Raw genomic sequence first — 25,752 nt, 5'->3', positions numbered from 1 at the left:
GTCGTACACCACACAAGCGTTTAAAGTCTTCTGGCTTTAAGATTTTTACTTGTTCGTATGTCATCAATGCTACCCAACTCTAACCTACTTGTCCCACGTATTTGGGACTTTTGCAAGAGGTCTAATGAATTACTATTACAGCTGGTAAACAGCATTGCTTTAGCTTGTGAATAGGCCGTTTTCTAGCTAGTAATTACTAGAAGCGATAGCCTAATCCAGCTTGGAAGCTGACAGCATCAGCATCACTATTTCTGTAGGCGTCAATACCCCATTTAGTATCGCCGTAGGCAATGACATTTTTGCTAACTTCTGATTCAATCCCAAGGGTGACTACAGGTGAATTCCGATTGCCCAATGGAGTTTTTTGACCTTCATCAGTTACAAAGGAATAACCACCACCGAAGTAAACGTTAGTATTTTTGGCGATGGGCGCATCATAAGTCACTATGGGCATAATTGCAGCAGCATCACCACCATACAGTACAGAACCCCGCAGTGAAACAGGCGCATTGGGTACGGCGTATCGTCCTTGAATATTACCACCAATTTGTGCTTCATCGTTTCCTTGTCCGCCACTGGTTGCACCAACAGCAACACCAGCACCGATGTAGTTACCGTTAGTACCTGCTGTTTGAGCAGATGCAATGCCGGCTGAGAGGACAATGGAAGCAACAGCAAGTGCAGAGGCAGCTAATTTTGTAAGTTTCATAAAGTTATTCTCACTAGAGTTAGGTAAAATCAATGTTCTCTAGTACTAGAATCTCTTTTTTTACAAAATGTAACCTCACACACCTGGTTCACCCAAGTGGCTGAATTATTTCTCACCCACCTGGGTGTAACAACTGAAATAATTGAAGAATTCAGGATTTAGAACAAGAAAGTGGAAGATTCAGATCCACCACCCTCTTGTTTTTACGCTGCGCTATCTGCTTTCTCTGGCTCCAAGTTCATGCTGAATTCTGACTCCTGACTCCTGAATTCTATTTAAATAACAGTTATTTCTTCAAAAAGCGCTGACGTAGACGAGAGATAAAAATATTCACCTCTGGTATTTTCAACCATGAAGCGATCGCTGCAAACACTACAATCCCTACGAAACCAGATATACACAATTGCAACACCAGAATCAGTAAACCCGTTTTACCTAACAATTGCTGAGAACCAACCAAAGTCCCATAGCTTGCTACCCCTGCAACTACGCTACCACCAGCCAAACCCAGAATCGGCAAACTCCACTCGCGCCAAGGTAAACCATTGAGTTTGCGATCGAGCAACCATAACAGCATTAACATTGAGCTACAATTTACACCCACCGTTGCTAATACCAAACCGGGAGCGCCAAAAGGTTTAACGAAAAACCAATCTAATAAGATGTTGAGCAAGATGTTAAAAATACTGATGCGAAAAGGTGTCTGTCCATCGCCTAAAGCATAGAATACCCGCACCAAAACATCACGTCCCAAATAGACAAACATCCCAATTCCATAAGCTACTAGTAAGGATGAAACTAGCTGTGTGGCTTCTGGCTTGAAAGCACCGCGCTCATATACCACCTGCACAATGGGTACAGATAGCGACACCATCAACGCTCCTAACGGTAGCATGGTAAAAGCAGTGAGTAGGAGTCCTTGGCGAATCCGTAATTTTAAGTCCTGCCAATTTTCGGGGCCAGCAAGTTTGGCAAATATCGGTAATAGAGGCAGTAAAATGATATTAGAAATAATCCCCAAGGGAGTTTGGACTAATAGATTAGCATAGTTAAATCCTGCCGCAGCACCAGGAATAGGACTAGCAAAATAAAGATCAGTGGCAACATTAATTGGCATCATTCCAGAGGAAACTGTTGCCGGAGTCATGATTTTAATTACTTCTTGAACGCCTGGAGATTTAAAATCAAACCGCAGGCGTAATGTGCCGAGTCCTAATCGCCACTGGACAATTAACTGCACTACCCATTGGAGAATCGCTCCTGCCAAGGTTCCCCAAGCTAAAACCATTCCCCCGATTAAAGCGTATTCTGGTTTAATAATGTCCTTGCCCAGTTGCATCGCTAAGATAGCAAGACCGCCAACAACGGTAATACTTGATAATAAAGGGCTAATAGAGAGTAACCAATATTGATTGGCTGTATTGAGAGTACCAAAGCCAATGCCAATTAAACCGGCAAATAAAGCCATTGGTGCCATAATGCGGAGTTGTTGAATAGCGATCGCTCTGGTTGTTTCTTCCAAACCATGACCGACTAAATCAACGATCGCATCCGCAAATAGAACTTGAGCCACTGTCACCAGCAACAGCACTCCAGCTACCAGCGTTGTCACGGTTTCCACTAAGGGAGCCGCTTCTTCTCGCCGACGCTTGGCTAAAACGCTGACGAGCGCACTGTGTAATGGCCCATTTACACCACCAAGTAAGATCAATAGAAAGCCAGGGATAATATAGGCATAACTATAGGCGGTAGCAGCAGCGCCAACACCAAATGCGGCAGCGATCGCTTGCTGCCGCACTAAACCGAAGACTTTACTAATTAATGTGGCTGCGGCAACAATGCCAGCAATTCCAGCGAAAGAACGAGAGGGTTTTTGATCTTGTTGTGTCACGAATAATACCCGACAACTCTTGCAGAGTGCATACTTTTAAACATTTAACCTGAAATTCCACAGTCTGTCAGGTAAATTTTGACAAATTAGTAATTTTAAATGCCTACGCTAAGAACTAAGGCAAAGCGATGCCTAAGACGGACTACGCCTACGCTCAAAATTAAATTCCTGAGATTGCGATAATACAGCGAATTACAAGTCAGTTAAATCGCGATTTCAAAGGGATCAGACCGATTTTCTGATTTGCCTGCACAACAATAACTTAGTGACAGCCTTGCTTAAGTTTGTAGTGAATATACTCAAATAAACTTTGCGTTCCTGTGTGTTTCAAATTAAACCCTCAATTGACGGCGAATTGACCAAATTGTGTACTTAGTCATTTCCTCTGTTGTGTACCAGCCAAAATTATTTTTTAACCAATTACAAGGATAGATCGAGAAAGGGGAACTATAACAATAACCATCTTCTGGGAAATAGTTGAACTAGGGACTGGGGATTGGAGACTAGAGACTGGATATCGGGCGAGATTTGAATCCCAAACAAATCTTACTCATATTTTATTCCCTAGTACCCAGTACTCAGTCCCAAAGCGCCCATTCGTCCCTATCCCAACAAGTTGCTATCCATCTGAAATTGGTGAATCCTGGACGCGGCCAATTGAAGACTGTAAAACTTTGCAGTTTGTCATATTGTTGACACTTCTTAACCCATGAACTTTGGTGTGAGGAACCCTTGTATAAAAAACTAGATAATCCAAAGCAATGGAACCCAATTCAAATTTCACAGAAAATCAACTTCTTTTATCAAGCGCTCAACTTCAAGAGCAACTAGAGCAACAAAAAGCTCTGGCGAGTGTAATTGTCCGTATTCGGGAATCTCTTGACTTAGAAAAAATTTTTCAAACGACTGTTACACAAGTGCGTCAGTTGCTAAATGCCGACCGAGTAGCAGTCTTCCAGTTCGACCGCGAACAAAACTGTGAGGGAGAATTTGTTTCCGAAGATGTTGCAATTGGTTGGGACTCAGCAATGGCTGTAAAAGTTTACGATCGCTGTTTTGAAGAACAATTTACTTCTAGTTATCAACAAGGTCAAGTGCAAGCGGTAGGAGATATTTACAAAGCTGGACTGAGTGATTGTCATCTGAAAATTTTGAGTAAATTTCAGGTACAGGCCAACCTCGTTGTCCCTCTATCGCGGAAGCAAGAACTGTGGGGATTGCTTTGCATTCATCAGTGCAGTGAGACTCGTGAATGGAAAGAATCGGAAATTGAGTTTATTCGTCAAATTGCTGACCATCTTGTTGTTGCGATTCAACAAGCAAAGCATCTTCATGAAGTCAAACTGCAAGCTGCAAAATTGGCTCAAGCAGTTCAGCGCGACCAAGTAATAGCTAAAATTGTCGATGAAATTCGCTCGCCCCTTGACATTGAAACTATCTTTAAAACCACAACTCAAGAAATACGTAAGCTGTTACAAGCTGACCGAGTTGCCATCTTTAGCTTCAATCCCGATTGGAGTGGTAACTTTGTTGCTGAATCATTTGCGGAAGGTTGGACTCCTTTAGTTGGTCTTCTGCCTGCGATCGCTGATACTTATTTACAACAAACGCAAGGCGGGCGTTACGTTAACAACCAGACTTTTATAGTTAATGATATTTACCAAGCCGAATTAACAAACTGTCATGTAACTCTGTTGGAACAATTTCAGGCAAAAGCCTTTGCTACTGCCCCTATTCTCCAAGGAGATCAACTTTGGGGAATCATCGCTGCCTATCAAAATGCCTCACCCAGAGAGTGGCAATCTTATGAAGTCGAATCACTGATCAAAATTGGCACACAAATTGGTGTAGCAGTGCGACACCATAAGTTGCTGGCATACGCTCAGTACCAAGCAGAGCAACAAAAGACATTAACTAGTGTAATTACTCGAATTCGAGAGTCTCTAGATTTAGATACAATCTTCCAGACTACTGTCACCGAGGCCCGGCAAATGCTGCAAGCAGACAGAGTGGCAGTCTTTCGTTTTGACCCGCAAAAAGATTGGGAAGGGGAATTTATTTCTGAGGATGTTGTAGCTGAGTGTAACTCGGTAATAGCAGAAAAAGTTTATGACTATTGCTTTGGGGAAAACTTTGCACCCCTTTACGCCCAAGGTCGAGTAAATGCGATCGCTGATATTTATCAAGGAAAATTCCCCGGTTGCTACGTCCAAATCCTAGAAAAATTTCAAGTGCGAGCAAATATGGTCGCACCTCTATTAAAAAAAGGTGAACTTTGGGGATTGCTGTGTATTCACCAATGTACTGCTCCTCGCTACTGGCAACCTTCTGAAATTGAATTTGCCAGTCAAATAGCCGAGCAATTGGGAGTTGCATTAAAACAGGATTCTTATTTAAAGCAAGTTCAAATGCAGGTTGTCCAGTTAGCAGAAGCCACTGAACGCGAAAAAGCAATGGAACGCCAAGAACTACTGGCTGCAACTATTGATAAAATCCGCCAGTCACTCGATATTAAAACTATTTTTAGAACTACTACTCACGCTGTGCGAGAGTTACTCGAAGTCGAGCGAATTGCAATCTACCGTTTCAACCCGGATTGGAGCGGTAAATTTGTAGCAGATTCCTTTAAAGATGGTTGGAAACCAGTTGCACAAACCCAACCAACGATTATACAAACTTTTGAGGATACAGACGACGATAACGAACTTCCGCGTAACGAAACCTTTGTGCCGATTCGGGAAGGTGAAAAATTATGGGGATTATTAATTGCTTATCAAAATTCGCAATCACGTTATTGGAAAGAAGAGGAAATTAATTTACTGGCTCAAGTTGGGGTGCAATTAGGAATTGCGATTCAGCAAGCAGAATTACTCGAACAAACTAAACGTCAAACTTTAGAACTTACTCAGACTCTGCAAGAATTAAAACAAACTCAGACCAGGTTAATTCAGGGCGAAAAAATGGCGGGATTAGGACAACTACTTGCTGGAGTTGCCCATGAAATCAACAATCCTATCAGTTTTATTTTTGGCAATCTTATCCATTTAAGTGAATATACTCAAGAACTGCTCAAGGTAGTGAACCTTTACCGTCAACACTCTTCAATATTGCCAACTATCCAAGAGCAAATCGACAAGAGTGATTTGGACTTTATCATCGAAGATTTACCGAAAACCCTTGAGTCTATGAAAGTAGGAACAGAGCGGATTTGTGATATTGTGCTATCGCTGCGAAACTTCTCTCGTACAGATGAGGCTGAATTGAAGCCAGTAGATATTCATGAAGGGTTGGATAGTACTTTGTTAATTTTAGGGCATCGCCTCAAAAATAATAACGATCGCCCAGCAATTGAGATTATTAAACAATATGATAGTTTACCTTTGCTCGAATGCTATCCCGCACAATTAAACCAAGTGTTTATGAATCTTTTGAGTAACAGTATTGATGCATTAGAGGAAAAGTTTAACACTATACAGCAAAGGTATTTAAAATTATTACAAACGTGTCCGAGAATACCTTTGACTATCTGGATTAATACGCAAGTTATTAATAACCAGGTTGTAATAAGAATAGCTGATAATGGTCTTGGGATTCCAGAAGAGGTGCGATCGCATATATTCGATCCCTTCTTCACTACCAAAGCACCAGGTAAAGGTACGGGGTTAGGATTGTCTATTAGCCATCAAATAGTAGTTGAGAAACATCATGGTCAGATGAAATGTTCTTCTAAATCAGGAGAAGGAACAGAATTTTTAATTGAAATTCCCATTGATAATTAGAGGCTATTGATTTTTGACAATTTCAGTCAATTTTAAATAGGGGAGCCAGGATAAGTAGAGGTTTCCTCCGTTCCCCGAAGGCATCATAACAGACTAATACATCAACACCTGAATCAATATAATAATTTATTTTCTTTAGAGTTTAGGATCATTTTTTGGGATGCGATCGCAGAGTTGATGTTGAGAAAATGGCAGAATTAGTATAAACAGCTACTAATTTAAAACGAGGAAATTTTTGATCGTCTTAACTATTTCTTGTTTTTCTTCAAACCCAGAAATTAAAATCAAATCGATAGCGAATAATACATAGTTTAATAAATAATTTGTATTTTCCATTTTTTCGCAAAAATGTCTCTGTTTTTATGCTCAACGCGGGGATTTTTTACCTACAACCCAAACTATCTCGCGTTGACATACCCGTAACTGGATTTACGCCATCGGCTCTTTCACACAGCAGCGACACTTGATAGCGGTCAATTAAAGCATCGGTAAAATCAGCACCAGTGACATCAGCATCATAAAAACGGCTGCGGGTTAAAGTTGCTTCAGTAAAGATGGCATTTTTCAGGTTAGCACCATCCATAGTGGCGCGATCGACTAAAGCGCCGCTCAAGTTCGCATCTTCCAAATTTGCCTTTAATAAAACTCCTTTAGTCAGAATTGCGTTGGTTAAATTCGCTCCTTGAAAATTTGTCCCCCGCATTTCTGCTGCAACAAAAGTTACCCCTGCCAAATCAGCATGAGAAAAGTCACGATTTTCTAAATTTATGTTGTTGTAATTGATTGTGTTTATCTGAGCAAAAGCCGGTTTGGGATTAAGTATTATCCACCCAAAGGCTAGTAGCAAAATTACAATCAAACCCAAAAAGCGCAGTAAAATCTTTTTCATAACTTTATTATTTCTCAGTAGTCCTTTGTCATTAGTTCTATCTTACAAAGTTCTGAGCGGAGGAAACCCCCGCTCAGATTTTGCGCTTTGTCATTTAACCAATGACCAATGACTAATGACTAATGACTCTTAGCTATTTCCAATCTTTCCCAATGCGGATTGTCAGATCGGATTCTAAATCACCAATGGCAGACACCTCGATTTGACCCAAGCCTAAGACTTTTTGCAAATCAACCCCAACTCGTCGGTTGCCTTTTTGGACAATAATCTGAGTTTGACGTTGGGTATCCGGCCAATCAGGTACTTTGTAAATATTATTAAAGCCTTTCTGTTTGAGATAAGCAATAACTTTTTCAGTTAGCTGAGGTTGATTTGAAGCATTTTGAATAGCAATTTTGAGGTTAGGAACCTGACGCATATCTGGTTTTAAACCAGGTACATTTACCCCAACATAATCATTCAACAGGCTCTGTTGTCCAGTCATATTTAGCCAATAGCTATCAGGGTCTTTGCTAAAGCGGCTAAAGGTACCAGGCAACACAGTCATTTGGAAATTATCCCGGTCTAGGTTAAGTCCGAAATTAACCAACGCCATCATTTCTTCCATCTTCAGGTTGGTATCAAAATATTTTCGCATTAGGCGAGTTAATTGAGGCAACCTGGGTAAGATGGTGGGACTATTTAAGCGTTGCAGCAGGGCTGCTGTTAGTGCTTGCTGACGCTGCACTCTGGGCAAATCTCCCAAACCTGGTTCGCGGAATCGAACAAACTGTTCTGCTTGTTCGCCATTAAGGGTTTGCCAGCCACTGACTAGATTAATCGACAGCCGACTGCTAGAGTCCTTATATTCCATTGATTGGGGAACAAAGACTTCTACACCGCCTAATTGATCGACTAACTGCCGTAAGCCGCTGGTAGAAATGCGGATGTAACGATCGATTGGGGCATTATTTAAGGTACGGCTAACTACCCGTGCAGCCAAGACTGGGCCGCCTTTGGCATTGGCATCAGATACCTTAGTTAATCCCTTTTCTCCCTTTTCGGGGATGGCGATCATTGTATCTCTGGGAATGGAAAGCACCCTTACAGATTTTTCACTAGGGTTAAGTCGTACCAGCAGCATGGAGTCGCTTTTCCCTGCAAAGCTTTCTGGTGAACCATCAACGGTACCGCTGACTGGTTCAATCCCCATGATTAAAATATTCATCGGACGTGAAAGCTTGTACTGGGAGAGTTTGCCCCATAACTCCCCTGGTAATGGGATTTTTACTTCGTCTTTAGCAGCAGTTCCTAAATCGTCATCTGTTCGATCTAGATTGCTCCATAAAGGAGTCCACAGCGCTAACGTTGACACCAGCAGCCCAGATAAGATGATGCCAATGACAACCGTCATAAACCATAACAGCCATCGAGGCATGGTTAAGCCCAGTCTCTCAGAAAGCTGATTGGGAAACGCGCCCACAGATTCGATGACGCTACGGCTCGGATTCGCTGGCTGGTTTAGTTCGACCTGCTCTTCCTCTGAGTCGGCTACTGGTACTGGCGTTACTTGATTTTCTGTCCGTTGAATTTGCGACGATCGCACGTCACTTTCAAACTCTACTACTTGCTGAGACGTAACCGGATTTTCCGACCATTCGACTTGTTTTATCACAATTATCTCCCCACTCAACCACTCCCTAAAAGTATGTTAATCCAAGCTACAAATATTGCCAGTGGAAAAGCTCACTGTAAACTTGTAATGTTCTTCGGTAGGCGTGTATGACAACATGAATACTTTATTGTTCCCCGTAATCCTAGCTGGTGGTAAAGGTGAACGTTTTTGGCCCCTAAGCCGCAAAGACCGACCCAAGCAATTTTTAAGTCTTGATGGTAGCTCTAGAAGTCTATTACAAGCAACCGCCGATCGATTGATTGAACTCGGTCGCGGGTGGGATTCCCTATGGGTCATCACTTCTAGTCAGATAGCTGAAGGCGTAAGACAACAACTACCCGATCTACCAGTTGAAAACTTGCTGATTGAGTCGGAAGGCAGAGACACTGCCGCTGCCGTTGCTTGGACAAGTTTAGAAATCAAACAGCGCTATGGTGAAGACGCTGTGATTGGCTTTTTCCCTGCTGACCACTGGATTGCTGACCAAGAGGCGTTTGCACACACATTAAATGCAGCTACGCAACTGGCAACAAGCACAGCAGCGATCGTTACACTGGGGATCAAGCCTACTTTTCCATCAACTGGTTACGGCTACATTGAACAAGGTGAAAAAATAGGTAGCTTTAATGAGTTGCCAGCTTATCACGTGAACCGCTTTACTGAAAAGCCCGACCGAGAAACGGCAGAGACTTTTTTATCTACGGGACGTTTTAGCTGGAATAGTGGAATGTTCGTTTTTCGGGCAGGGGTTGTTCTCAAGGAACTACATACCCATGCTCCAGAAATTATCGAACCTTTAGAACAACATGGTCCTGATATCTATCCCCAGTTGCCTAAGAAGAGTATAGACTATGCGTTAATGGAAAAGACAACTCTAGCATACGTTTTGCCAGTTGATTTTGGTTGGGATGATTTAGGAGATTGGAATGCGATCGAACGCTTACTGAAAACGGAAGAGACTCCCAATGTGGAACTCGCTACGCACGTAGGTTTAGATACGCAAGGGGCGATTATTTACGCCTCAAATCCAGAAGATGTAGTTGTTACTATTGGTTTAGAGGATGTGGTGATTGTGCGCGATCGCAATGTCACCCTCGTTGTCAAAAAAGAACGTACCCAGGAAATCAAGCAGATCCTTAAAATTCTCCAAAGCGATTCCCGATTTACTGACCTGCTATAAAAGTTAGAACCCTTGGCAGAGGCGAAAAAGTCTATTTTCCCATTATAACTTGACAGTCTGTTATTTTATCTGACAGTTATGGACATTATTAGCTTTGAGCCTCTGGCCAAGACAATGGCAATCGATTCTATTACTGCCTATCAAAAATACATTTCTCCGTCTAAAGGATTTTCTTGTTCCCATCGCTTATTACACGGCGGGGATTCCTGCTCTAGTTATGTCAAACGAATACTGAACGAACAGAAGCTCCACCAAGCCGTACAATCATCCATAAAAAGATTTCAAGACTGTGCGGCAGCTAGCAAAACTTTAACAAGCACCAAAACTAGAGCTGATTTCGGTTGTATTGTCATCCCCTGCTGTCTACCTCTTTAACTCCTCTGCATCCTTGCAGTTTTTTACAAAAATGTTCCTCACCCAAACTGTTCCCCGTCAACGAGAAATCCTGGAAGTCTTCCTTCGCAATGGCTGGGACTATATGCGAAGGTTACTTACTGGTGGCAAAGCTGATGAACCCCAGCTGCCGACACCTGCGGTTTTAAAAAATATTCTGGTAGACTTGGGGCCAGTTTACGTCAAACTCGGCCAGTTAATGTCTACCCGCCCCGACTTACTGAGTGCCTCCTATATTGAGGAATTGTCAACTCTACAAGATGAAGTACCGCCAGTTCCTTGGTCAGAGATAGAAATAATCCTCCGCAAAGAATTAAAACGTCCATTAGCAGAAACCTTCAGCACAGTTAACCCGATCCCCGTAGCAGCAGGATCGATTGCCCAGACACATCGAGCTACACTAGCAGACGGTCGAGAAGTCGCTCTCAAAGTGCAACGTCCGGGAATCGATCTGACTATTGCTCAAGATATTGCTTTAATTCAAGGTATTGCCGATTTAGTGGCGCGAACTGATTTTGGGCAAACCTACGAAATCAAATCCATCGCCGAAGAATTTACCAAAGCCTTAGAAGCTGAATTGGATTTTACACGCGAAGCGGGTTTTACAGACCAACTGCGGCGCAATTTATCTAAAAGTCGCTGGTACGATCCCACACAAATAGTGGTTGCGGAAATTAACTGGGAATTGACCACAGCAAAATTACTGGTAATGGAATGGCTTGATGGAGTGCCGTTCCTGGCGGCGGATTTGGATAATGACCCCAACGTTAAAGACTCTGCCGAAAAGCGTAAAGAAATAACTACTTTGTTATTTCGGGTATTTTTCCAGCAACTATATATTGATGGCTTTTTCCACGCCGATCCCCATCCAGGAAACTTGTTTTATCTCAAAGATGGGCGTGTCGCTCTTTTAGATTGTGGCATGGTGGGAAGACTCGATCCCCGGACACAGCAGATATTAACAGAGATGTTGTTAGCGATCGTTGATTTAGATGCTCAAAGGTGCGCTCAGTTAACTTTACAGCTATCAGATTCTGCTCAACCAGTGATTTTGTCGCGGTTAGAAAATGATTACGATCGCATGTTGCGAAAGTATCACAATGTCAGCCTCACGCAAATAAACTTCAGTCAGATAATTTATGAAGTTTTACAAGTTGCCCGCAACAATAAAATTAGGTTGCCCAGTAATATGGGTTTGTATGCCAAAACCCTAGCAAATTTAGAAGGGGTAGCGCGGACATTCAATCCAGAGCTTAATTTTTTTGATGAAGTTAAACCATTAATTACAGACTTGTTTCGTCGGCAATTACTGGGCGATAATCCAGTGCGATCGCTATTACGGACAGCCTTAGATATTAAAAGTCTGTCTCTCCAATCTCCCCGCCAAATCGAACTATTATTAGACCGAGTTACCTCAGAAACCTTACAGTGGAATCTATCGCTGCGGGGGTTAGATGGCGTGCGGCGCACTATGGACGATGCCGCTAACCGACTATCTTTTAGTATTTTAGTGGGTTCGCTGATTATGGGTGCGGCAATTATTTCTACCAGAGCGCAGACAACTCAGCTATCTTTTTTAAGCACCACCCTGTTTGCAGTCGCTAGTTTATTGGGTTTGTGGTTAATTATTAGTACATTGCGATCGGGACGTTTACGGTAAAATCATTTTGAATTTTGGACTTTGAATTGAAGGAAAAATCTAAAATTAAAAATTTAATGACTTATGCCGTTTGGATTTTCAACGAAGGAACAGCGATCGCCAAATAGACAACCAACAGGCAAAGCTTCTGGACTGGGTTAGCTACCAGGAACTGGGATAAAATCGATTTAAGGAAGCGATCGCTATTAATGCCAAAGATGCCCCAAAGCGATCGCCAATTACCTCTGATACGAGCTGGTTGTAAGTTAAAAAGCATCAGTTAGAAGACTTGGGTCATCGACTTAATACCAATTCTGACATGACCGTCTGATTCACTCTTGCTTAGTCTGGTGTTTCTATAACTGATTGAGAAATTTAAATTAAATATTGTTAGATAACAGGCTTTTTTTATTGTGTAAAAAAACTGGAATTTTGGAATTGATAATTTATTTTATGGTTCCTTGATTGTTCAAATTCTCCTGCTTGAATCTCCTGCTCATGTAGTTTCGTTATACTACTTATTTAAATGCAGAATGTGGGTTATAAAATCCCTAATCTCCTTTTTCGAGGGTTTGTACAAAAAACCCAATTCAGATTTTCTCGTAGTCTATAATTTACCTAAGCGATCATTACTAAACATAGTTCGGAACTTGGGGAGAGATCCGATACGCCGTTTAACAAGACGCTACGCATAGCGTCTTGTTAGAAAAACGACGTGACTCTGCTGTAGTATTTAGCAAACAGCAAAAAATAGCACTATTTAGCTACTAGAATCTCATCAAACGCAGTGTTTACAGATACTTCCTTCCAAGCATCTAGTTCTGCTTTGACCGACTCCAGCTTGGCATTAATCGCATAAATTGCATCTTCTCCTAGCACCAATCTCAGTGGCGGTTTATCACTATCAACTGCTTGAATCATTGCTAGAGCTGCTTTCTTTGGATCGCCTGATTCCTTAAATTCCAATTTCATATCGAGGATATCTCGCGCACCTTTACGCATCTCACCAATCACTGTTTCATAGTCATTGATTTGGATATCAGTTATGACAAGAGAACGTGTCACAAAATTTGTACGAAATCCACCAGGTTCAACTATTGTGATTTTGATACCGAGAGGTGTAACTTCTTGAGCTAATGCTTCGGAAATTCCTTCTAGCGCAAATTTAGTACCATTATAAATTCCCGTACCAGCATAGGACACAAACCCACCCACGGATGAAATATTAAGGATGTGTCCACTGCGTTCTTGTCGCATATGAGGTAATACTGTCCGTATTACTTCTAAGGCACCAAAAAAGTTTGTTTCAAACTGACGGCGAACTCCTTCATCGCTGACTTCTTCTATTGCCCCTAAAACTCCATATCCAGCATTATTAACAAGTACATCAATACGTCCAAACTTGGCAATTGCCTGTTTAACTGCTTCCCGTACTTCTTCGGGTTTAGTTACATCAAGTTGCACAGCTAATGTCCGATTCGGAAAGCTTACTACTAAATCTTCTATTTGTTGTGGATTTCGTGCCGTTAACACCACAATCTCACCCCGCTCAAGCACTGTTTCTGCTAATGCTCGACCTAAGCCTTTTGAGCTACCAGTAATAAACCATACTCTTGTCTCTTGAACTGAGGATAATACCATAGAAATTCTCCATTTATAACAAGCGTCACTAAGCTAAAAGAAATTGAATTGCAGCATAAAAATGCATATCTCTTGTAGAGTGGGCATACAAAACCCACCCAGATACACAATTGAAACGCACATTTGCTTACTGGATGTTGCCAGATGTTTCCTGCATCTTCTTGCGGAGACTAAGCGGTCTCATGTCAGTCCAGACTTCTTTGATGTAATCCAAACATTCTTGCTTCAAACCTTTTTTTCCAACATCTTTCCAACCAACAGGGTTTTCGCGATCGGATGGCCAAATAGAATACTGTTCTTCGTGATTCACTACAACTTTATAAATTGTCGTGTCTTCTTTATCGTCTTGATACATAATTAACCTCGTGATATTTAATGAAAAATGCTTTGTAATCTGGTACTAATTTAGGGTCTTAATCTTATTAAGCTTTACGGGGAAGTTCCATGATTATACTAGTAATATATTTAAGTATTATTGACTTTATAAACAACTGATTAAACATATTTTTTTGTGGACTATTCCTGTATTTCACGATTTACTTGCTTCAAGTTGAAGTGAACTTAAAGATTTAAATTCCAGAATTGTTAATAATAATACAATTAACATAAATAAAACATCTGTAAAAAGTATTCCATAATATATGCCTCTTACACCTGATATTTTTGAAAATAATAGTATCATGGGTATTGTTAAAATTATACTTTTTAACAAAATTACTGCTAACACAGTTTTACCTTTGCCTATAGATAGAAAAAGAGTATTGCTAAAATGTGCTAAAGGCCATATAGGTATTGATATGCTGAGAATTATAAAATTTAGCAGGTCATCTTTTGTAAAATTAATTCCCGGTAGAATTATAGCCAAAAATCTACCTGGGATTAATTGTAAAGGCAACCAAATTAACATTGACAAAATAGTTCCAATGATTGCAAAAGTTAAATATGCTTTTTTTATCCTTCCATAATTTTGTGCGCCATAATTCATACCAATTATAGGTTGTAATGCTTGGGCAAAACCAATGATAGGAATAAATACCAACAAAGATACATTTGCTGTTGCTCCAAAAAAAGCAATATCGCTATTTGTTCCGTAGTAAGAAATCAAATTAAAAATCACCAAATCTTGAATCAACAATGTCACTGGATAAAATAATTCTGATATCCCTACTGAGAATATTGCACGTAGCAAATCTCTAGCGATCGCAAATTTTTTTAAATTAACTGGGATAGAACTTTTACCAGATATAAAATAGGCTAAGTTGACAACGCTATAAACAATCATTGCCATAAATGTCGCCAAAGCAATACCTTGAGTTCCCCAATTAAATACGCTAGTAAATATATAATTTAAGAAAATATTAACGATAACAAACAGCCAGTCAAATATTGTGGTTAACCTAATTTTTCCCTCTGACTTTATCACCCGGCTACAAGCTTCTCCTACTATCAAAAATAGAGAACCTAGTATATATATTTTAAAATATTTTGTGCCTTCTGAAGCAACTTCACCGCTTCCTCCTATTAATACAATTAATTCTTTACCAAAGCTGTAACCAAAAATTGTGATGAAAAATGAAATTGCAACACTCATCACAATTAGGTTACTAAATATTTTTGACTGAGTTTTGATATCTCCAGCACCTATAGCTCGACTAAGAACAGAAGCAGAACCTACCCCAACTAACAGAGCAAATCCATTGATAATACTTGTAAATGGTAGTGCAAGTGAAATACCCGCCAAAGCAGTTTCACCAATGAATCGCCCTGCAAATAAAGCATCAATAAAAGTGTTTAAACTAAGCATCAATATCCCCAAAGTACTGGGAATTGATAACTTAAACATCAGCTTAACAAGATTACCTTGAAGAATTTCATTTGTAATTTGGGATTGTTTTTGTGAAGTCATTTTTTAGTTTTTGGATGATTTCTGTTTACTCAACCTTAACCAAACGGCTAACGCGATACTGCCTCACTGCTTCTAACTCCATCTCTTTTGCTGAGTTAAATGCACTCATGACCTCACCACAGACTTCTACTCTGGCTTCATAGGCACCTGATGTACTACCATCTGGAACTACAAAATCAATACGAACTTCTGCCCAGTCAGCATTCTGTCCTTCAGCTACTTCTTCTATCGCCAGAACTTTACCTGCTTTCAAGTAATTTAACCAGTTCCAACCAGACTCCATCCAAATTTCGCGTTCAACACTTTGCTCAAATTCGCTCAAACCAGTCCATCCTCGGTAGTATTGACGCAAACCAGAAACTGAACCCTTTCGTTGTACCAATAAATCCAATACATCTGGCTGTAAGTGCCCCCATAAGCAGCCTTGGGGTAAATCAACTAAGGTAGGAGCAAACTGATGACCACCAAAGTGAGTTGTTTGCCAAACTCTTAACTTTCCATTAGAAGCAGGAGCATATTCTTTACGTAATCGTCGATAGATAGGAGTCCCAAATCTGCCACAAGCAAGGTCAACTTGAGCATGGGTGCAAACCATGAGTTCACGAATGTGACTTGTTTGTTGTATATATTGTTGAAATTCTGATAAATTATTGGGTTGTTGCATTAACTGCTTGAATATTGCTGTCACCAAAGCAGCCGCTTTGCTTTCTGGAACAACAAATTCTTGTTTCTCAAACTGAGAAAAAAGCTTTGCAGGACGGTAGTAGTAGAACACGCGGGTAAAGCCAGGATGAGAATACTCGCTATCAGGAGCAATTAGCATTGGTTTCAACTTGACTCCATGCTTAAAAATTAACTCTTCAAATAAACCCACCAATGACTTAATAGTTGGATTTTCTTGAAATATTTCTTGCGGCCAAGGTTGTGGAACTTCCATAATCAACCAATGCTCACAAGTACCTGCTGTCCCAATTGGATCTTCTCCATTAGCTTGAGAAACCAAGGAGCAAAAACGACAGTCACTTGTGAGAAGTTGGTGAGTATGTTGAGTTGGCATATTTCCTATCTCTGCTCTAGTTATTATTCAAAAAGAATAAAATAGTGATAAATTGCTAATCCAATCCCATTCCTTTTTGCATATCCTTATAAAAATTGTCATAAAAATATTGATGCGGCACCAATCTTTTATATAAGGCATACAGCCTAAGTTCCCATGATGATTGTGTGACAAAATATTGTCTTTTAGGTTTCCTAGCTTCCAGAGCCTCCAAAATCGTATTTGTCACTTTTTCAGGTGGTAAACCTGTGCTGCGATTGTCCTCTACTGCTCCTTGCATATATATTTTGTAATTATTACCATATATAGCTTTAGCTTCGGGTGACATATTAGCTAATGTTTCTTGGTAACTAGCTTCTACTTTGTCAGCCTGTTCTGGAGTTACTATTCCCCCTGGTAAGATGGAAATAACCTCAATTCCACTAGAAGATAATTCCATTCTTAAAGAATCTGTAATTGCCTCAATGGCAAATTTTGAAGCAGATAAGAGGCTTCTATAAGGTAGAGCTAATCTGCCGCAAATTCCACTAATATAGATAATTCGACCTTTGGCTTGTCGGATCATTGGCAAGAATGCTTGGGTAACTGCAATTTGTCCGACAACATTTACTTCAAAATTCCATCTAATGTCATCTATAGGAATACATTCTAGTGGCCCATCTACGGCTACAACGGCGTTATTAATTAATGCAAATAAACCATCATCGCCAACCGCCAGTGAGACAAATTCCGCAGCAGATTTAATTTCTTCCGCTTTGCTTATGTCCATAATAATAGGTATTAAATCGCCAGATGCAGCCTGCTTTAGTGAATGTGCATCTTTCTCTGTGCGGACTCCGGCAAAAATGCGATACCCTTGCTTGGCCAATGAAAGCGCAGTTACTCGGCCTAAACCTGTGGATGTTCCTGTGATGACAACTGTGCCTTTATTACTCTGATTCATACCTATTTCCTCCAAGATGAAATGTATTTTTAGACCTGAAAAGGGTAAATTTAGAAATATGACGTATATCAACTGAATAAAAAACTAAATCCAATATCTAAACAAAGTCAGAAACAAGTGGTTTTGACTTTCCTTGATGCTGACGCCGACCCTGCATAATCATCTTCACGCCACTCTTGGCATAACATTGGTCGTTGGAATGCTTTGCTTGTTCTGGTCGCTTGTTAACCAGCGTTAATTTATAGTTTGAAAGAATTGTTGCTAACACAAGCTTCATTTGAAATATAGAAAAAGCCCCTGCAATACAACTACGAGCGCCGTTACCGAAGGGGATAAATTCATAGGGAGAGAATTTTTTTTCTAAAAAGCGCTCTGGCTTAAATTGTTTCGGCTCTGGGTATATATCTTCACGTTGATGTGTTGAATAAATATTAGTCAAGAGTATCGTACCCGGAATTAACTCATACCCCATGATCTCCACTGGGGACACTACCACCCTTGGCAGCGAGAACATTGAACTTGGATAAATTCGTAAAGTTTCGTTACAAACAGCATTAAGGTAGGGCAATGCTACAATCTTCATCGGATCTGGGTTTTCACCAAGGCTATCGAGTTCCTCAAGCAGTTGCTCACGAACATCTGTTAAACGGTGAACCCAGTAGAATAACCAGGTAAGCGAATCTGTTGCACCATTCTTACTTGCTGGTATAGGCAAAAACAGGAGATCGCGCACTTCCTCATCACTTAATGGTTTACCTGTTTCATCACAAGCAAATATCAGATCGGAGAGCATATCAATACGTGAAGGATCTGCTTGCTTGCGGCGTTCTTTAACTTCATTGTATAAAAATTGGGAAATTTCTTTCAGGAGATACTTATGGTATCCCCACGGACTGAACCGACCTAAATCCAATTGTGTAAAAGGCAATTTACTTACGATCTTAAACAGGGTAGATTTTTCAAATTTAATGGAAGAGGTATATAGACGTTTTATTTTTTCATAACGCTCTTCTTCTTGTAATCCAATCACAATCTCTATAGCTACTTGCAAGGTGATTTTTGATAGCATTTCATTGGCAATGAAAGATTTGCCAAATGCCTGTTGACTAATCACTTTTTTTGTGATTTCACAAATACTTTTACCAGTAGCATTCATCCGTTCTCCATGATAAGCTTTCATCAAGAGAGAACGACGATGTTTGTGAACTAAGCCGTCAATATGAGTGATTCCTTGCTGTCCCATTTCTTCGACTGAAATCGGGGTATCTACTGGCGGGATAGTAGAGATTGTAATTTCTTTAGTATTAGTTAAATACTGCTTCATTGCTGAGGGATTGCTGACATAAACTATTGATGTCGAACCAGACATTATAGTTACGATATCGCCATAGCGTTTATAAATAGCATCCAAACAGCCAAGCGGATTATTATCGAGTTGCTGATGTAGCAGCCACAAGGGTGTTTTCAGTACTGGTGGTAGTGTCATAAATGTTATTTACTCCCATGATTTATAGATATTTAGCCGAAAAAAACGAATTCAGAAGTATATATCAACGGATGAAAAATCAAATTCACTGGCTAAACTAAACCAACAGCTAATGACTGTGACTTTCCTCGATCTTGGCGCTGACCACGCATGACCATTTTCACACCACTTGCAGGGGAACAAATTAAACCTGCAAATTTAGGGCGTTCTGGGCGCTTACTGATCAACTCTAATTGATAGCGTGAAAGAATAGTTGCTAATACAAGTTTCATTTCAAATAGGGCAAAAGTCCCACCAATACACACACGAGAACCGCCACCAAATGGCAGAAATTCATAAGAAGAAAATTGTTTTTCTAAAAAGCGTTCTGGCTGAAACTCTTTTGGCTTTGGATATAAATCATCACGCTGATGAGTCGAATAAATATTGCCAAGAAGTATTGTGCCGGGATGCAGTTTGTAGCCCATTAACTCAATTGGAGATTCTACCAACCTGGGAAATGTAAACAATTGGGTTGGGTAAATTCGCAAAACTTCATTACAAACAGCACTTAGGTAGGGGAGTGCAACAATGCTCATGGGGTCTGGGTTTTGACCAAGAGTATCAAGTTCTTCTAGTAGTTGCTCCCGAACATTTGTTAAACGGTGAATCCAGTATAAAGACCAACTAATTGCAGTTCCCGAAGCATCACCAGCTGCAAATATAGGTGATAATAGAAGGTCACGTACCTCTTCATCGCTTAAAGTTTCACCTGTTTCATCACAAGCAAATATCAAATCGCCAAGTATATCAGTGCGTGAAATATCTGCTTGTTGGCGACGTTCTTTAACCTCAATAGATAACAATTGAAAAAGTTCTTGCCGAAGGTGAAGGAGATATCCCTGGGGACTCCATTTACCTAAATCTTTTTCTTGGAAAATATTGCTAATAATCTTAGTTATAAGAGATTGTCTATCGAGTTTAAGCAAAGACGCGAATAAATGCTTAATTTTGTTGTAGCGCTCTCCTTCATACAAACCGATTACTCGCTCTATACCAACTTGAAAAGTAATATCTTCAATGACTGGGTATGCAATAAAAGCTTTTCCAACCACTTGTTTACTCATCATTTTTTCTGTGAGTTCGCAGATACCTCGGCCACAGGCTTGCATCCGCGCTCCATGAAAAGCTTGCATTAGGAGCTTACGCCGATTTTTATGAACTAAACCATCAAGTTGCAGAACTCCTTGGTTTCCGGTTATGAAGGCGAAATCTTGGTTTAATGCACCGCTAGCTGTAATTTCCTTAGTATTTGTAAAAATCTCTTTTATCCCTGAAGGATTGCTGATGTAAACAATTGGTGTAGAGCCAGACATTATAGTAACGATATCACCATAACGTTGGGCAATAGCATCCAAATAACCAAAGGGATTAATCTCGAATTGCAGACCTAGCAACCATAAGGGGATTTTTGGCCCTGGGGGTAGTTTCATCAGTCTTTTTTACTCCCATTATTTATGATATTGCACACAGCACGATCGATACAATTTCTCAGATGTTTAGCTAATTCCTGAATATGAGGCTCAACGAAAATTGAGAAATGATCGCCAGGAACTTCAATGACTTGAATAGGTAGACTAGAATATTTACCCCAACCTAATAATGGGTCATCAGTATTCCATTCTAGATTGTCAAAGTCATGAATAATCTCTTCCTTGGCTCGAAATAGAGTTATGAGATGAGGATAAAGTAGGGGAACATAATCTCGCATAGCTTGAACATCAGCTTTAAAAAGCTTGTAATAGCTGATAAAATCTTTAATTTCTGTATCACTAAAGATGAAGTTTGCTTTTTTATTAATCAAATTAAGTTGCTCATTTAGTGGCAAAACTCTAAGTTCCTCAAAAGGAATTGAAAAATCTATATTATTATCAGTTTTTATGGATTCAGCCATCCGAAGTAAAAATTTTGCATCGTCATCTTTTGTAGATTCAATGCGTGTTTCTAAGAGAATAGCATCGATAACAACTAGCAAATCTACTGCTTCACCCTGTCTTTGCAATTGCTGCGCCATTTCAAAAGCAAGTACACCACCGTAACAATGACCGCCTAAAAGATAAGGGCCATTTGGCTGTACTTTACGAATTTCTTGGAGATATTTATTTGCTGTTTCTTTTAGTGAGAAAATTTCAGGTTTTTCTCGATCGGGAATATGTTCTAAGGCATAAAATGGATAGTCTTCACCAAGCCTTCTGGACAAATTAAAGTAGTTATTAATACCTCCACCTGCGCCATGCATACAAAAGAAAGGTGTCTTGGAACCAGAAGAGTTAATTACTACAAGAGGAGAATTAGAAATTTCGTGCGATCGCTGACTGACAATAAGAGCTAGTTTCTCAATTGTGGGATTTTCAAAAAGAGTAGATAGGGTAAGATTATGCCCAAATTTGTCTTGAATTTGAGCCATTAAGCGTACAGCTAAAAATGAATGGCCACCCAATTCAAAGAAATTATCTGTCACTCCAATGAGCTTAGTCTTTAATAGATTTTCCCACAATTTTACTAATGATAACTCTGTAAAATTCTGAGGAGGGAGCAAGGACTTTGTAATATTTGGTCGGATAAAGTCATTTGTGGAAAGAGAACGCTTGTCTACTTTGCCATTAGGTGTAAGTGGAAACGCATTTAATACCACAAAGCCAGATGGGAGCATATAATTAGGCAATTTTTGTTGCAAGTAAGGCAAGAGTTGTGCAGCTATATCCTGATTTTGGGTGACGACATAAGCAATCAAAGGTTGACTTTCTTGAGTATCATTGCTGAGAATGACAACCGATTCTTCCACATCTGGATGTTCTGTAATAGCTGTAGAAATTTCGCCCAATTCGACTCGAAAACCTCTAATTTTTACTTGTTCATCGTGGCGACCCCAATATTCAATATTGCCATCATTGAGATAACGCGCTAAGTCACCAGTTTTATAAAGTTTATTTCCTAGAACAAAGGGGTTATCGATAAATCTTTCCTGAGTTAATTCCAGGCGATGTAAATATCCACTCGCTAATCCATCGCCACCAATATAAAGTTCGCCAACAACTCCTACAGGGGTTGGTTGTAAATTGCGATTCAATACATAGACTTGAGTATTATCAATAGGACGACCGATAGGGACACTGTTTGCTTGGTCTGATAATAAACTGGTGTCGTAGTAAGTGGCGTTTGCAGAAACTTCCGATGAACCGTAAAGGTTGATTAGTTTTGCAAATGGTATTAATTCTCGGAAAGTTTTAGCTAAGTTAATAGATAATGCTTCTCCACTAGTTATCCAGAGTTTTAATTGTGATAATTTATTGGTTAGATGACGGTAATTCTCTATAAGTAAACGCAGGAGTGAGGGTACAAGTATAATACGGCTAACTTTGTGATGCGCTAAAGCTTCTATAAATAACTGTGGATCTAGTATAGTTGCATTACTGATAATTACTATGGGAATTCCCTGAAGTAAAGGAGCAAAAATTTCCCAAACAGAATCTACAAAACTAATAGCTGTTTTCTGACAACAAACTTCTTCTGGATTGAAAGGATAAGTTTTCCATAGCCAGTGTAAGCCATTTACTGTACCACGATGATTGCCAAGAACGCCTTTAGGGGTTCCAGTTGAGCCAGAAGTATAGATAATATAGGCAAGATTATCAGATGAGGAGATGTTAATGGGATTTTCTTGACTTTCTCGAGCAATTTCGTCTTTTTGAATATCTAGATAAACGATTTTAGGCGAAGATAATGATAGTTTGCCGAAAATTTTCTGATTGGTAATTAATATTGATGCTTGAGAATCAGAGAGCATAAAATTTAGACGCTCAACTGGATAACTTGGATCGAGGGGAATATATGCACCGCCAGCTTTAAGGATTGCTAAAATTCCCGTCACCATGTCTATAGAGCGTTCTAGGCATAGAGCAACAAATGTTTCTTTTGTTACACCCTGTTTTTGTAAATAATATGCAAGTTGATTAACTTTATAGTTAAGTTGACGATAGATAATTTTTTCTGACTGGCTAATTAATGCCACAGAATCAGGTGTTAGTTCAACTTGCTGCTCAAATAATTGATGGAGAGATACATCTTGATAGTCTGCACGAGTTTGATTAAATTTTAGTAATAATTGTTCTTGTTCATAAGTACTTAGTAGTGATAATTCAAAAATGCGTTCCTCTGGATTAGCGAGTATATTTTCTAATAAAGTCTGGAAGTTATTAATAAATTGGGTAATTCTTGTTGAATCAAAAATATCTGTATTGTATTCTAAACACCCTGTTAAGCCTTCTCGCGATTCAGATATCGATAAGAAAATATCTAGTTGAGCAGTACCACTCTCAAACTCTAAAGCACGCAAGGTTAATCCAGATACTTCCTGCACAGATGTTGGAGTATTTTGCAAAACAAACATGACTTCATAAAGTGGATTTCGGCTTAAGTCTCGTTCGGGTTGCAATTCTTCTACAAGCATCTCAAAAGGCAAATCTTGATGTGCATAAGCATCGAGAGTTACCTCACGGACTCGACGGAGAAGTTCGCGGAAACTAGGATTACCACTGAGGTCGTTACGCAATACTAAAGTATTAACAAATAGACCCAACATCCCTTCTAATTCGGCTCGGTTGCGGTTGGCAATTGGAGAACCAATCACAATATCTTCTTGGTCTGTGTAGCGGTATAATAATATATTAAATGCTGCCAGCAAACTCATAAATAAAGTGGCATCTTCTCGCTGGCTTAATTGTTTGAGTGCATCAGTCACCTCTGCTGAGATTGTAAAGTATTGCTTGGCACCAGCAAAAGTTGTGACGCTAGGTCGCGGACGGTCTGTGGGTAATTGTAGTACAGTCAGATCGCCGCTTAGTTGCTGCTTCCAATAATTTAATTTGGTCGTGAGGAATTCACCTTGGGTGCGATCGCGTTGCCAAATTGCAAAGTCCGCATACTGAATCGGGAGTTCAGGTAAAGCAGAAAGCTGATTTGTAGACAAAGCTGCATATAGCGTTGACAATTCCCGCAGGAACACGCCACAAGACCATCCATCTGTGATGATGTGGTGCATGGTTACAAGCAAAACGTATTCTTCTTTACTCAAGCTTAGTAAAGTTGCTCTGACTAAAAGTCCTTTCGCTAAATTAAAAGGTTTTGTTACTTCCTCGGCTATAAGTTTATTTACTTCCCCTTCCCAATCTTGACCAAATAAATGCTCAAGATTAATAATAGGTAAATCCCAAGTTAACTTTGGTGCAATTTCCTGTACTGGCTCTCCATTGACAAGTGTAAAATTTGTGCGCCAAATTTCGTGACGCTTGAGAATTTCATTCAGACTTTGTTGAAGCGCTGTAATATTTAGTTGTCCTTTTATGTGGAAAGCAATGGGAATATTATAGAAAGAGCTACCGTGGTAAAGTTGGTCAATAAACCATAGTCTTTGTTGAGAGAAAGATAAAGGAATATTTTTAGATATTTGACGTTTGGGAATAGTATCAGCTTGAAATTTACCTCCCTTCCATTTTTCTAGAAGGGCTTTTTTGGCAGGTGATAAATTAGAGTGATGTTTATCCATTGCTAATATGCCATCAAAAGTTACTAATTGTTATACGTGTTTTTTAACTTATATAAAGTAGAAATATCGCTTAATATAAATTTTCATCCGAAAAGTTTCTATTTAGATTAACTATAAACTCTATGGAGAAGTGGCAATTATTAAGCGATAACTCTAATAATGTGCAAATTTGCAAATTTGCAATTTGATTATTAAGTTAAAGATGTCTTCTGACAAACAAAGCAAGCTATGTCTTCGCTTTCCCCAAAATCTTTGGTATTGTAATAATTAAATTCTGTAAATCCTGCATCTTTTAAAGCTGATTGAACTTCTTCTAGAAAGTGATCTTTCCTTAGCCAAACGGTGTCTGAACGTTTCCAGCTTTCTTCTATTAATTCAAACCCTGTAACTTTGATTTCCCATATCCTTTCTTCAGGTTTGTAATAGAATAACTCTATTAATGAGCATTGATCGTTAACAGATACAATATTAAAATTATTTTTTTGAGCAGCTTCGTGTAGCCAATCTGTTATTGGTATATTGAACACAAAAATGCTACCATCTTTAAGTGCAGCATATACGTTTTTAAATACCATTTTTAACTCCTCATTGTTTTGGATAAAATGAAGAACATCATTTGCCAAAACCGTATCGAAGATGGCTGGTAACTCAAAATTACGTATATCGCCAAGGATAAATTCACTTTCAGGCGCGTTTTTTCTAGCGTAGTTTAGTAGCCCTTCAGAAGCATCGATTCCAGTAACTTTATATCCTTTAATGTTAAGCTGCTGTGCTAAATAGCCAGAACCACAACCCAGTTCAAGAATATGCGCTCCCACAGGAAGTTGTGATAAGAATATTTGATCTAAAGCAGGTATAATACCTGCTACTAAATCTTCAGGCGTATTCTTGAATTCATTCTGCAAACGAGCGATGGGTTCATAGTTAGGAAGAGTATTTAGTAGAGACATAGACTGTTTTTCCTGTTTTAAATGAAGGTTTTCAGCAACTAATGAGACGCT

At 39.6% G+C, this 25,752-nt stretch carries 18 protein-coding genes; 4 read left to right on the top strand and 14 right to left on the bottom strand.

Annotation, left to right across the window (positions count from 1 at the left end; genetic code table 11):
* Window positions 1-196 precede the first annotated feature (196 nt).
* Both AC1F2U_RS16735 and murJ read right to left on the bottom strand, forming a co-directional pair.
* Window positions 197-709: an outer membrane beta-barrel protein gene (locus tag AC1F2U_RS16735; RefSeq protein ID WP_480262111.1), complete on the bottom strand. Its 513-nt coding sequence runs from the start codon at window positions 707-709 to the stop codon at window positions 197-199.
* 286 nt (window positions 710-995) lie between these two features.
* Complete coding sequence (gene murJ / locus AC1F2U_RS16730; RefSeq protein ID WP_480262110.1) at window positions 996-2,600, bottom strand: murein biosynthesis integral membrane protein MurJ; 1,605 nt, start codon at window positions 2,598-2,600, stop codon at window positions 996-998.
* Window positions 2,601-3,361: 761 nt separating this feature from the next.
* On the opposite strand from murJ, the gene AC1F2U_RS16725 reads away from it, so the two are divergent.
* Window positions 3,362-6,379 (top strand): GAF domain-containing sensor histidine kinase, encoded by a 3,018-nt coding sequence (locus AC1F2U_RS16725; protein WP_480262109.1) that lies wholly within the window; start codon window positions 3,362-3,364, stop codon window positions 6,377-6,379.
* 382 nt (window positions 6,380-6,761) lie between these two features.
* On the opposite strand, the gene AC1F2U_RS16720 is transcribed toward AC1F2U_RS16725, so the two are convergent.
* Together AC1F2U_RS16720 and AC1F2U_RS16715 are read right to left on the bottom strand one after the other, a co-directional pair.
* Window positions 6,762-7,268, bottom strand: a complete 507-nt coding sequence (locus AC1F2U_RS16720; RefSeq protein ID WP_099100594.1) for a pentapeptide repeat-containing protein — start codon at window positions 7,266-7,268, stop codon at window positions 6,762-6,764.
* A 133-nt stretch (window positions 7,269-7,401) separates the two neighbouring features.
* Window positions 7,402-8,922 carry an LCP family protein gene (locus AC1F2U_RS16715; RefSeq protein WP_480262108.1) on the bottom strand — a complete coding sequence of 507 codons (1,521 nt, stop codon included), beginning with the start codon at window positions 8,920-8,922 and terminating at the stop codon, window positions 7,402-7,404.
* 115 nt (window positions 8,923-9,037) lie between these two features.
* Here AC1F2U_RS16715 and AC1F2U_RS16710 point away from each other — a divergent pair, with 115 nt between their 5' ends.
* The 3 genes from AC1F2U_RS16710 to AC1F2U_RS16700 all read left to right on the top strand — a co-directional run bounded on the left by AC1F2U_RS16710 (window position 9,038) and on the right by AC1F2U_RS16700 (window position 12,155).
* Window positions 9,038-10,102 (top strand): mannose-1-phosphate guanylyltransferase, encoded by a 1,065-nt coding sequence (locus AC1F2U_RS16710; protein ID WP_480262107.1) that lies wholly within the window; start codon window positions 9,038-9,040, stop codon window positions 10,100-10,102.
* Between the two features lie 78 nt (window positions 10,103-10,180).
* Window positions 10,181-10,477, top strand: coding sequence for a membrane protein insertion efficiency factor YidD (gene yidD, locus AC1F2U_RS16705; RefSeq protein WP_480262106.1), 297 nt, complete (start codon window positions 10,181-10,183; stop codon window positions 10,475-10,477).
* 31 nt (window positions 10,478-10,508) lie between these two features.
* Entirely contained in the window at window positions 10,509-12,155 is a 1,647-nt protein-coding gene (locus AC1F2U_RS16700; protein ID WP_480262105.1) for an ABC1 kinase family protein, read from the top strand.
* Between the two features lie 61 nt (window positions 12,156-12,216).
* On the opposite strand, the gene AC1F2U_RS16695 is transcribed toward AC1F2U_RS16700, so the two are convergent.
* From AC1F2U_RS16695 to AC1F2U_RS16650, 10 genes are all read right to left on the bottom strand, one after another.
* Window positions 12,217-12,411 carry a hypothetical protein gene (locus tag AC1F2U_RS16695; RefSeq protein ID WP_480262104.1) on the bottom strand — a complete coding sequence of 65 codons (195 nt, stop codon included), beginning with the start codon at window positions 12,409-12,411 and terminating at the stop codon, window positions 12,217-12,219.
* Between the two features lie 479 nt (window positions 12,412-12,890).
* Window positions 12,891-13,775 carry an oxidoreductase gene (locus tag AC1F2U_RS16690; RefSeq protein WP_480262103.1) on the bottom strand — a complete coding sequence of 295 codons (885 nt, stop codon included), beginning with the start codon at window positions 13,773-13,775 and terminating at the stop codon, window positions 12,891-12,893.
* Window positions 13,776-13,902: 127 nt separating this feature from the next.
* Window positions 13,903-14,130: an MbtH family protein gene (locus tag AC1F2U_RS16685; protein ID WP_322688497.1), complete on the bottom strand. Its 228-nt coding sequence runs from the start codon at window positions 14,128-14,130 to the stop codon at window positions 13,903-13,905.
* A gap of 174 nt (window positions 14,131-14,304) precedes the next feature.
* On the bottom strand, window positions 14,305-15,681 hold the full coding sequence (locus tag AC1F2U_RS16680; RefSeq protein WP_480262102.1) for an MATE family efflux transporter: 1,377 nt from the start codon (window positions 15,679-15,681) through the stop codon (window positions 14,305-14,307).
* 25 nt (window positions 15,682-15,706) lie between these two features.
* Window positions 15,707-16,738, bottom strand: coding sequence for a sucrase ferredoxin (locus AC1F2U_RS16675; protein WP_480262101.1), 1,032 nt, complete (start codon window positions 16,736-16,738; stop codon window positions 15,707-15,709).
* Window positions 16,739-16,793: 55 nt separating this feature from the next.
* Entirely contained in the window at window positions 16,794-17,681 is an 888-nt protein-coding gene (locus AC1F2U_RS16670; protein ID WP_480262100.1) for an SDR family oxidoreductase, read from the bottom strand.
* A 97-nt stretch (window positions 17,682-17,778) separates the two neighbouring features.
* Window positions 17,779-19,167, bottom strand: a complete 1,389-nt coding sequence (locus tag AC1F2U_RS16665) for a cytochrome P450 (RefSeq protein WP_480262099.1) — start codon at window positions 19,165-19,167, stop codon at window positions 17,779-17,781.
* A 92-nt stretch (window positions 19,168-19,259) separates the two neighbouring features.
* Window positions 19,260-20,639 carry a cytochrome P450 gene (locus AC1F2U_RS16660; protein WP_480262098.1) on the bottom strand — a complete coding sequence of 460 codons (1,380 nt, stop codon included), beginning with the start codon at window positions 20,637-20,639 and terminating at the stop codon, window positions 19,260-19,262.
* Window positions 20,639-24,751, bottom strand: a complete 4,113-nt coding sequence (locus AC1F2U_RS16655) for a non-ribosomal peptide synthetase (RefSeq protein ID WP_480262097.1) — start codon at window positions 24,749-24,751, stop codon at window positions 20,639-20,641. Before AC1F2U_RS16655 ends, AC1F2U_RS16660 begins: the two co-directional genes overlap by 1 nt.
* 191 nt (window positions 24,752-24,942) lie before the next feature.
* Window positions 24,943-25,701, bottom strand: a complete 759-nt coding sequence (locus AC1F2U_RS16650) for a class I SAM-dependent methyltransferase (protein ID WP_480262096.1) — start codon at window positions 25,699-25,701, stop codon at window positions 24,943-24,945.
* Window positions 25,702-25,752: the final 51 nt, after the last annotated feature.

It is taken from the genome of Nostoc sp. LEGE 12454 (genome assembly GCF_056620565.1).
Note: the sequence above shows the minus strand (reverse complement) of the source record. Positions and strands in the feature narration are given on the sequence as shown.

Bases quoted from the DNA above. Each gene is read 5' to 3' on its own strand.
- AC1F2U_RS16685 (WP_322688497.1), bottom strand. From the start codon at position 14,130: ATGTATCAAGACGATAAAGAAGACACGACAATTTATAAAGTTGTAGTG.
- AC1F2U_RS16665 (WP_480262099.1), bottom strand. From the start codon at position 19,167: ATGACACTACCACCAGTACTGAAAACACCCTTGTGGCTGCTACATCAG.
- AC1F2U_RS16655 (WP_480262097.1), bottom strand. From the start codon at position 24,751: ATGGATAAACATCACTCTAATTTATCACCTGCCAAAAAAGCCCTTCTA.
- AC1F2U_RS16710 (WP_480262107.1), top strand. From the start codon at position 9,038: ATGAATACTTTATTGTTCCCCGTAATCCTAGCTGGTGGTAAAGGTGAA.
- AC1F2U_RS16725 (WP_480262109.1), top strand. From the start codon at position 3,362: ATGGAACCCAATTCAAATTTCACAGAAAATCAACTTCTTTTATCAAGC.
- AC1F2U_RS16695 (WP_480262104.1), bottom strand. From the start codon at position 12,411: ATGCTTTTTAACTTACAACCAGCTCGTATCAGAGGTAATTGGCGATCG.
- AC1F2U_RS16690 (WP_480262103.1), bottom strand. From the start codon at position 13,775: ATGGTATTATCCTCAGTTCAAGAGACAAGAGTATGGTTTATTACTGGT.
- AC1F2U_RS16680 (WP_480262102.1), bottom strand. From the start codon at position 15,681: ATGACTTCACAAAAACAATCCCAAATTACAAATGAAATTCTTCAAGGT.
- AC1F2U_RS16650 (WP_480262096.1), bottom strand. From the start codon at position 25,701: ATGTCTCTACTAAATACTCTTCCTAACTATGAACCCATCGCTCGTTTG.
- AC1F2U_RS16720 (WP_099100594.1), bottom strand. From the start codon at position 7,268: ATGAAAAAGATTTTACTGCGCTTTTTGGGTTTGATTGTAATTTTGCTA.
- AC1F2U_RS16670 (WP_480262100.1), bottom strand. From the start codon at position 17,681: ATGAATCAGAGTAATAAAGGCACAGTTGTCATCACAGGAACATCCACA.
- AC1F2U_RS16735 (WP_480262111.1), bottom strand. From the start codon at position 709: ATGAAACTTACAAAATTAGCTGCCTCTGCACTTGCTGTTGCTTCCATT.
- AC1F2U_RS16700 (WP_480262105.1), top strand. From the start codon at position 10,509: ATGTTCCTCACCCAAACTGTTCCCCGTCAACGAGAAATCCTGGAAGTC.
- AC1F2U_RS16675 (WP_480262101.1), bottom strand. From the start codon at position 16,738: ATGCCAACTCAACATACTCACCAACTTCTCACAAGTGACTGTCGTTTT.
- AC1F2U_RS16660 (WP_480262098.1), bottom strand. From the start codon at position 20,639: ATGAAACTACCCCCAGGGCCAAAAATCCCCTTATGGTTGCTAGGTCTG.
- yidD (WP_480262106.1), top strand. From the start codon at position 10,181: ATGGACATTATTAGCTTTGAGCCTCTGGCCAAGACAATGGCAATCGAT.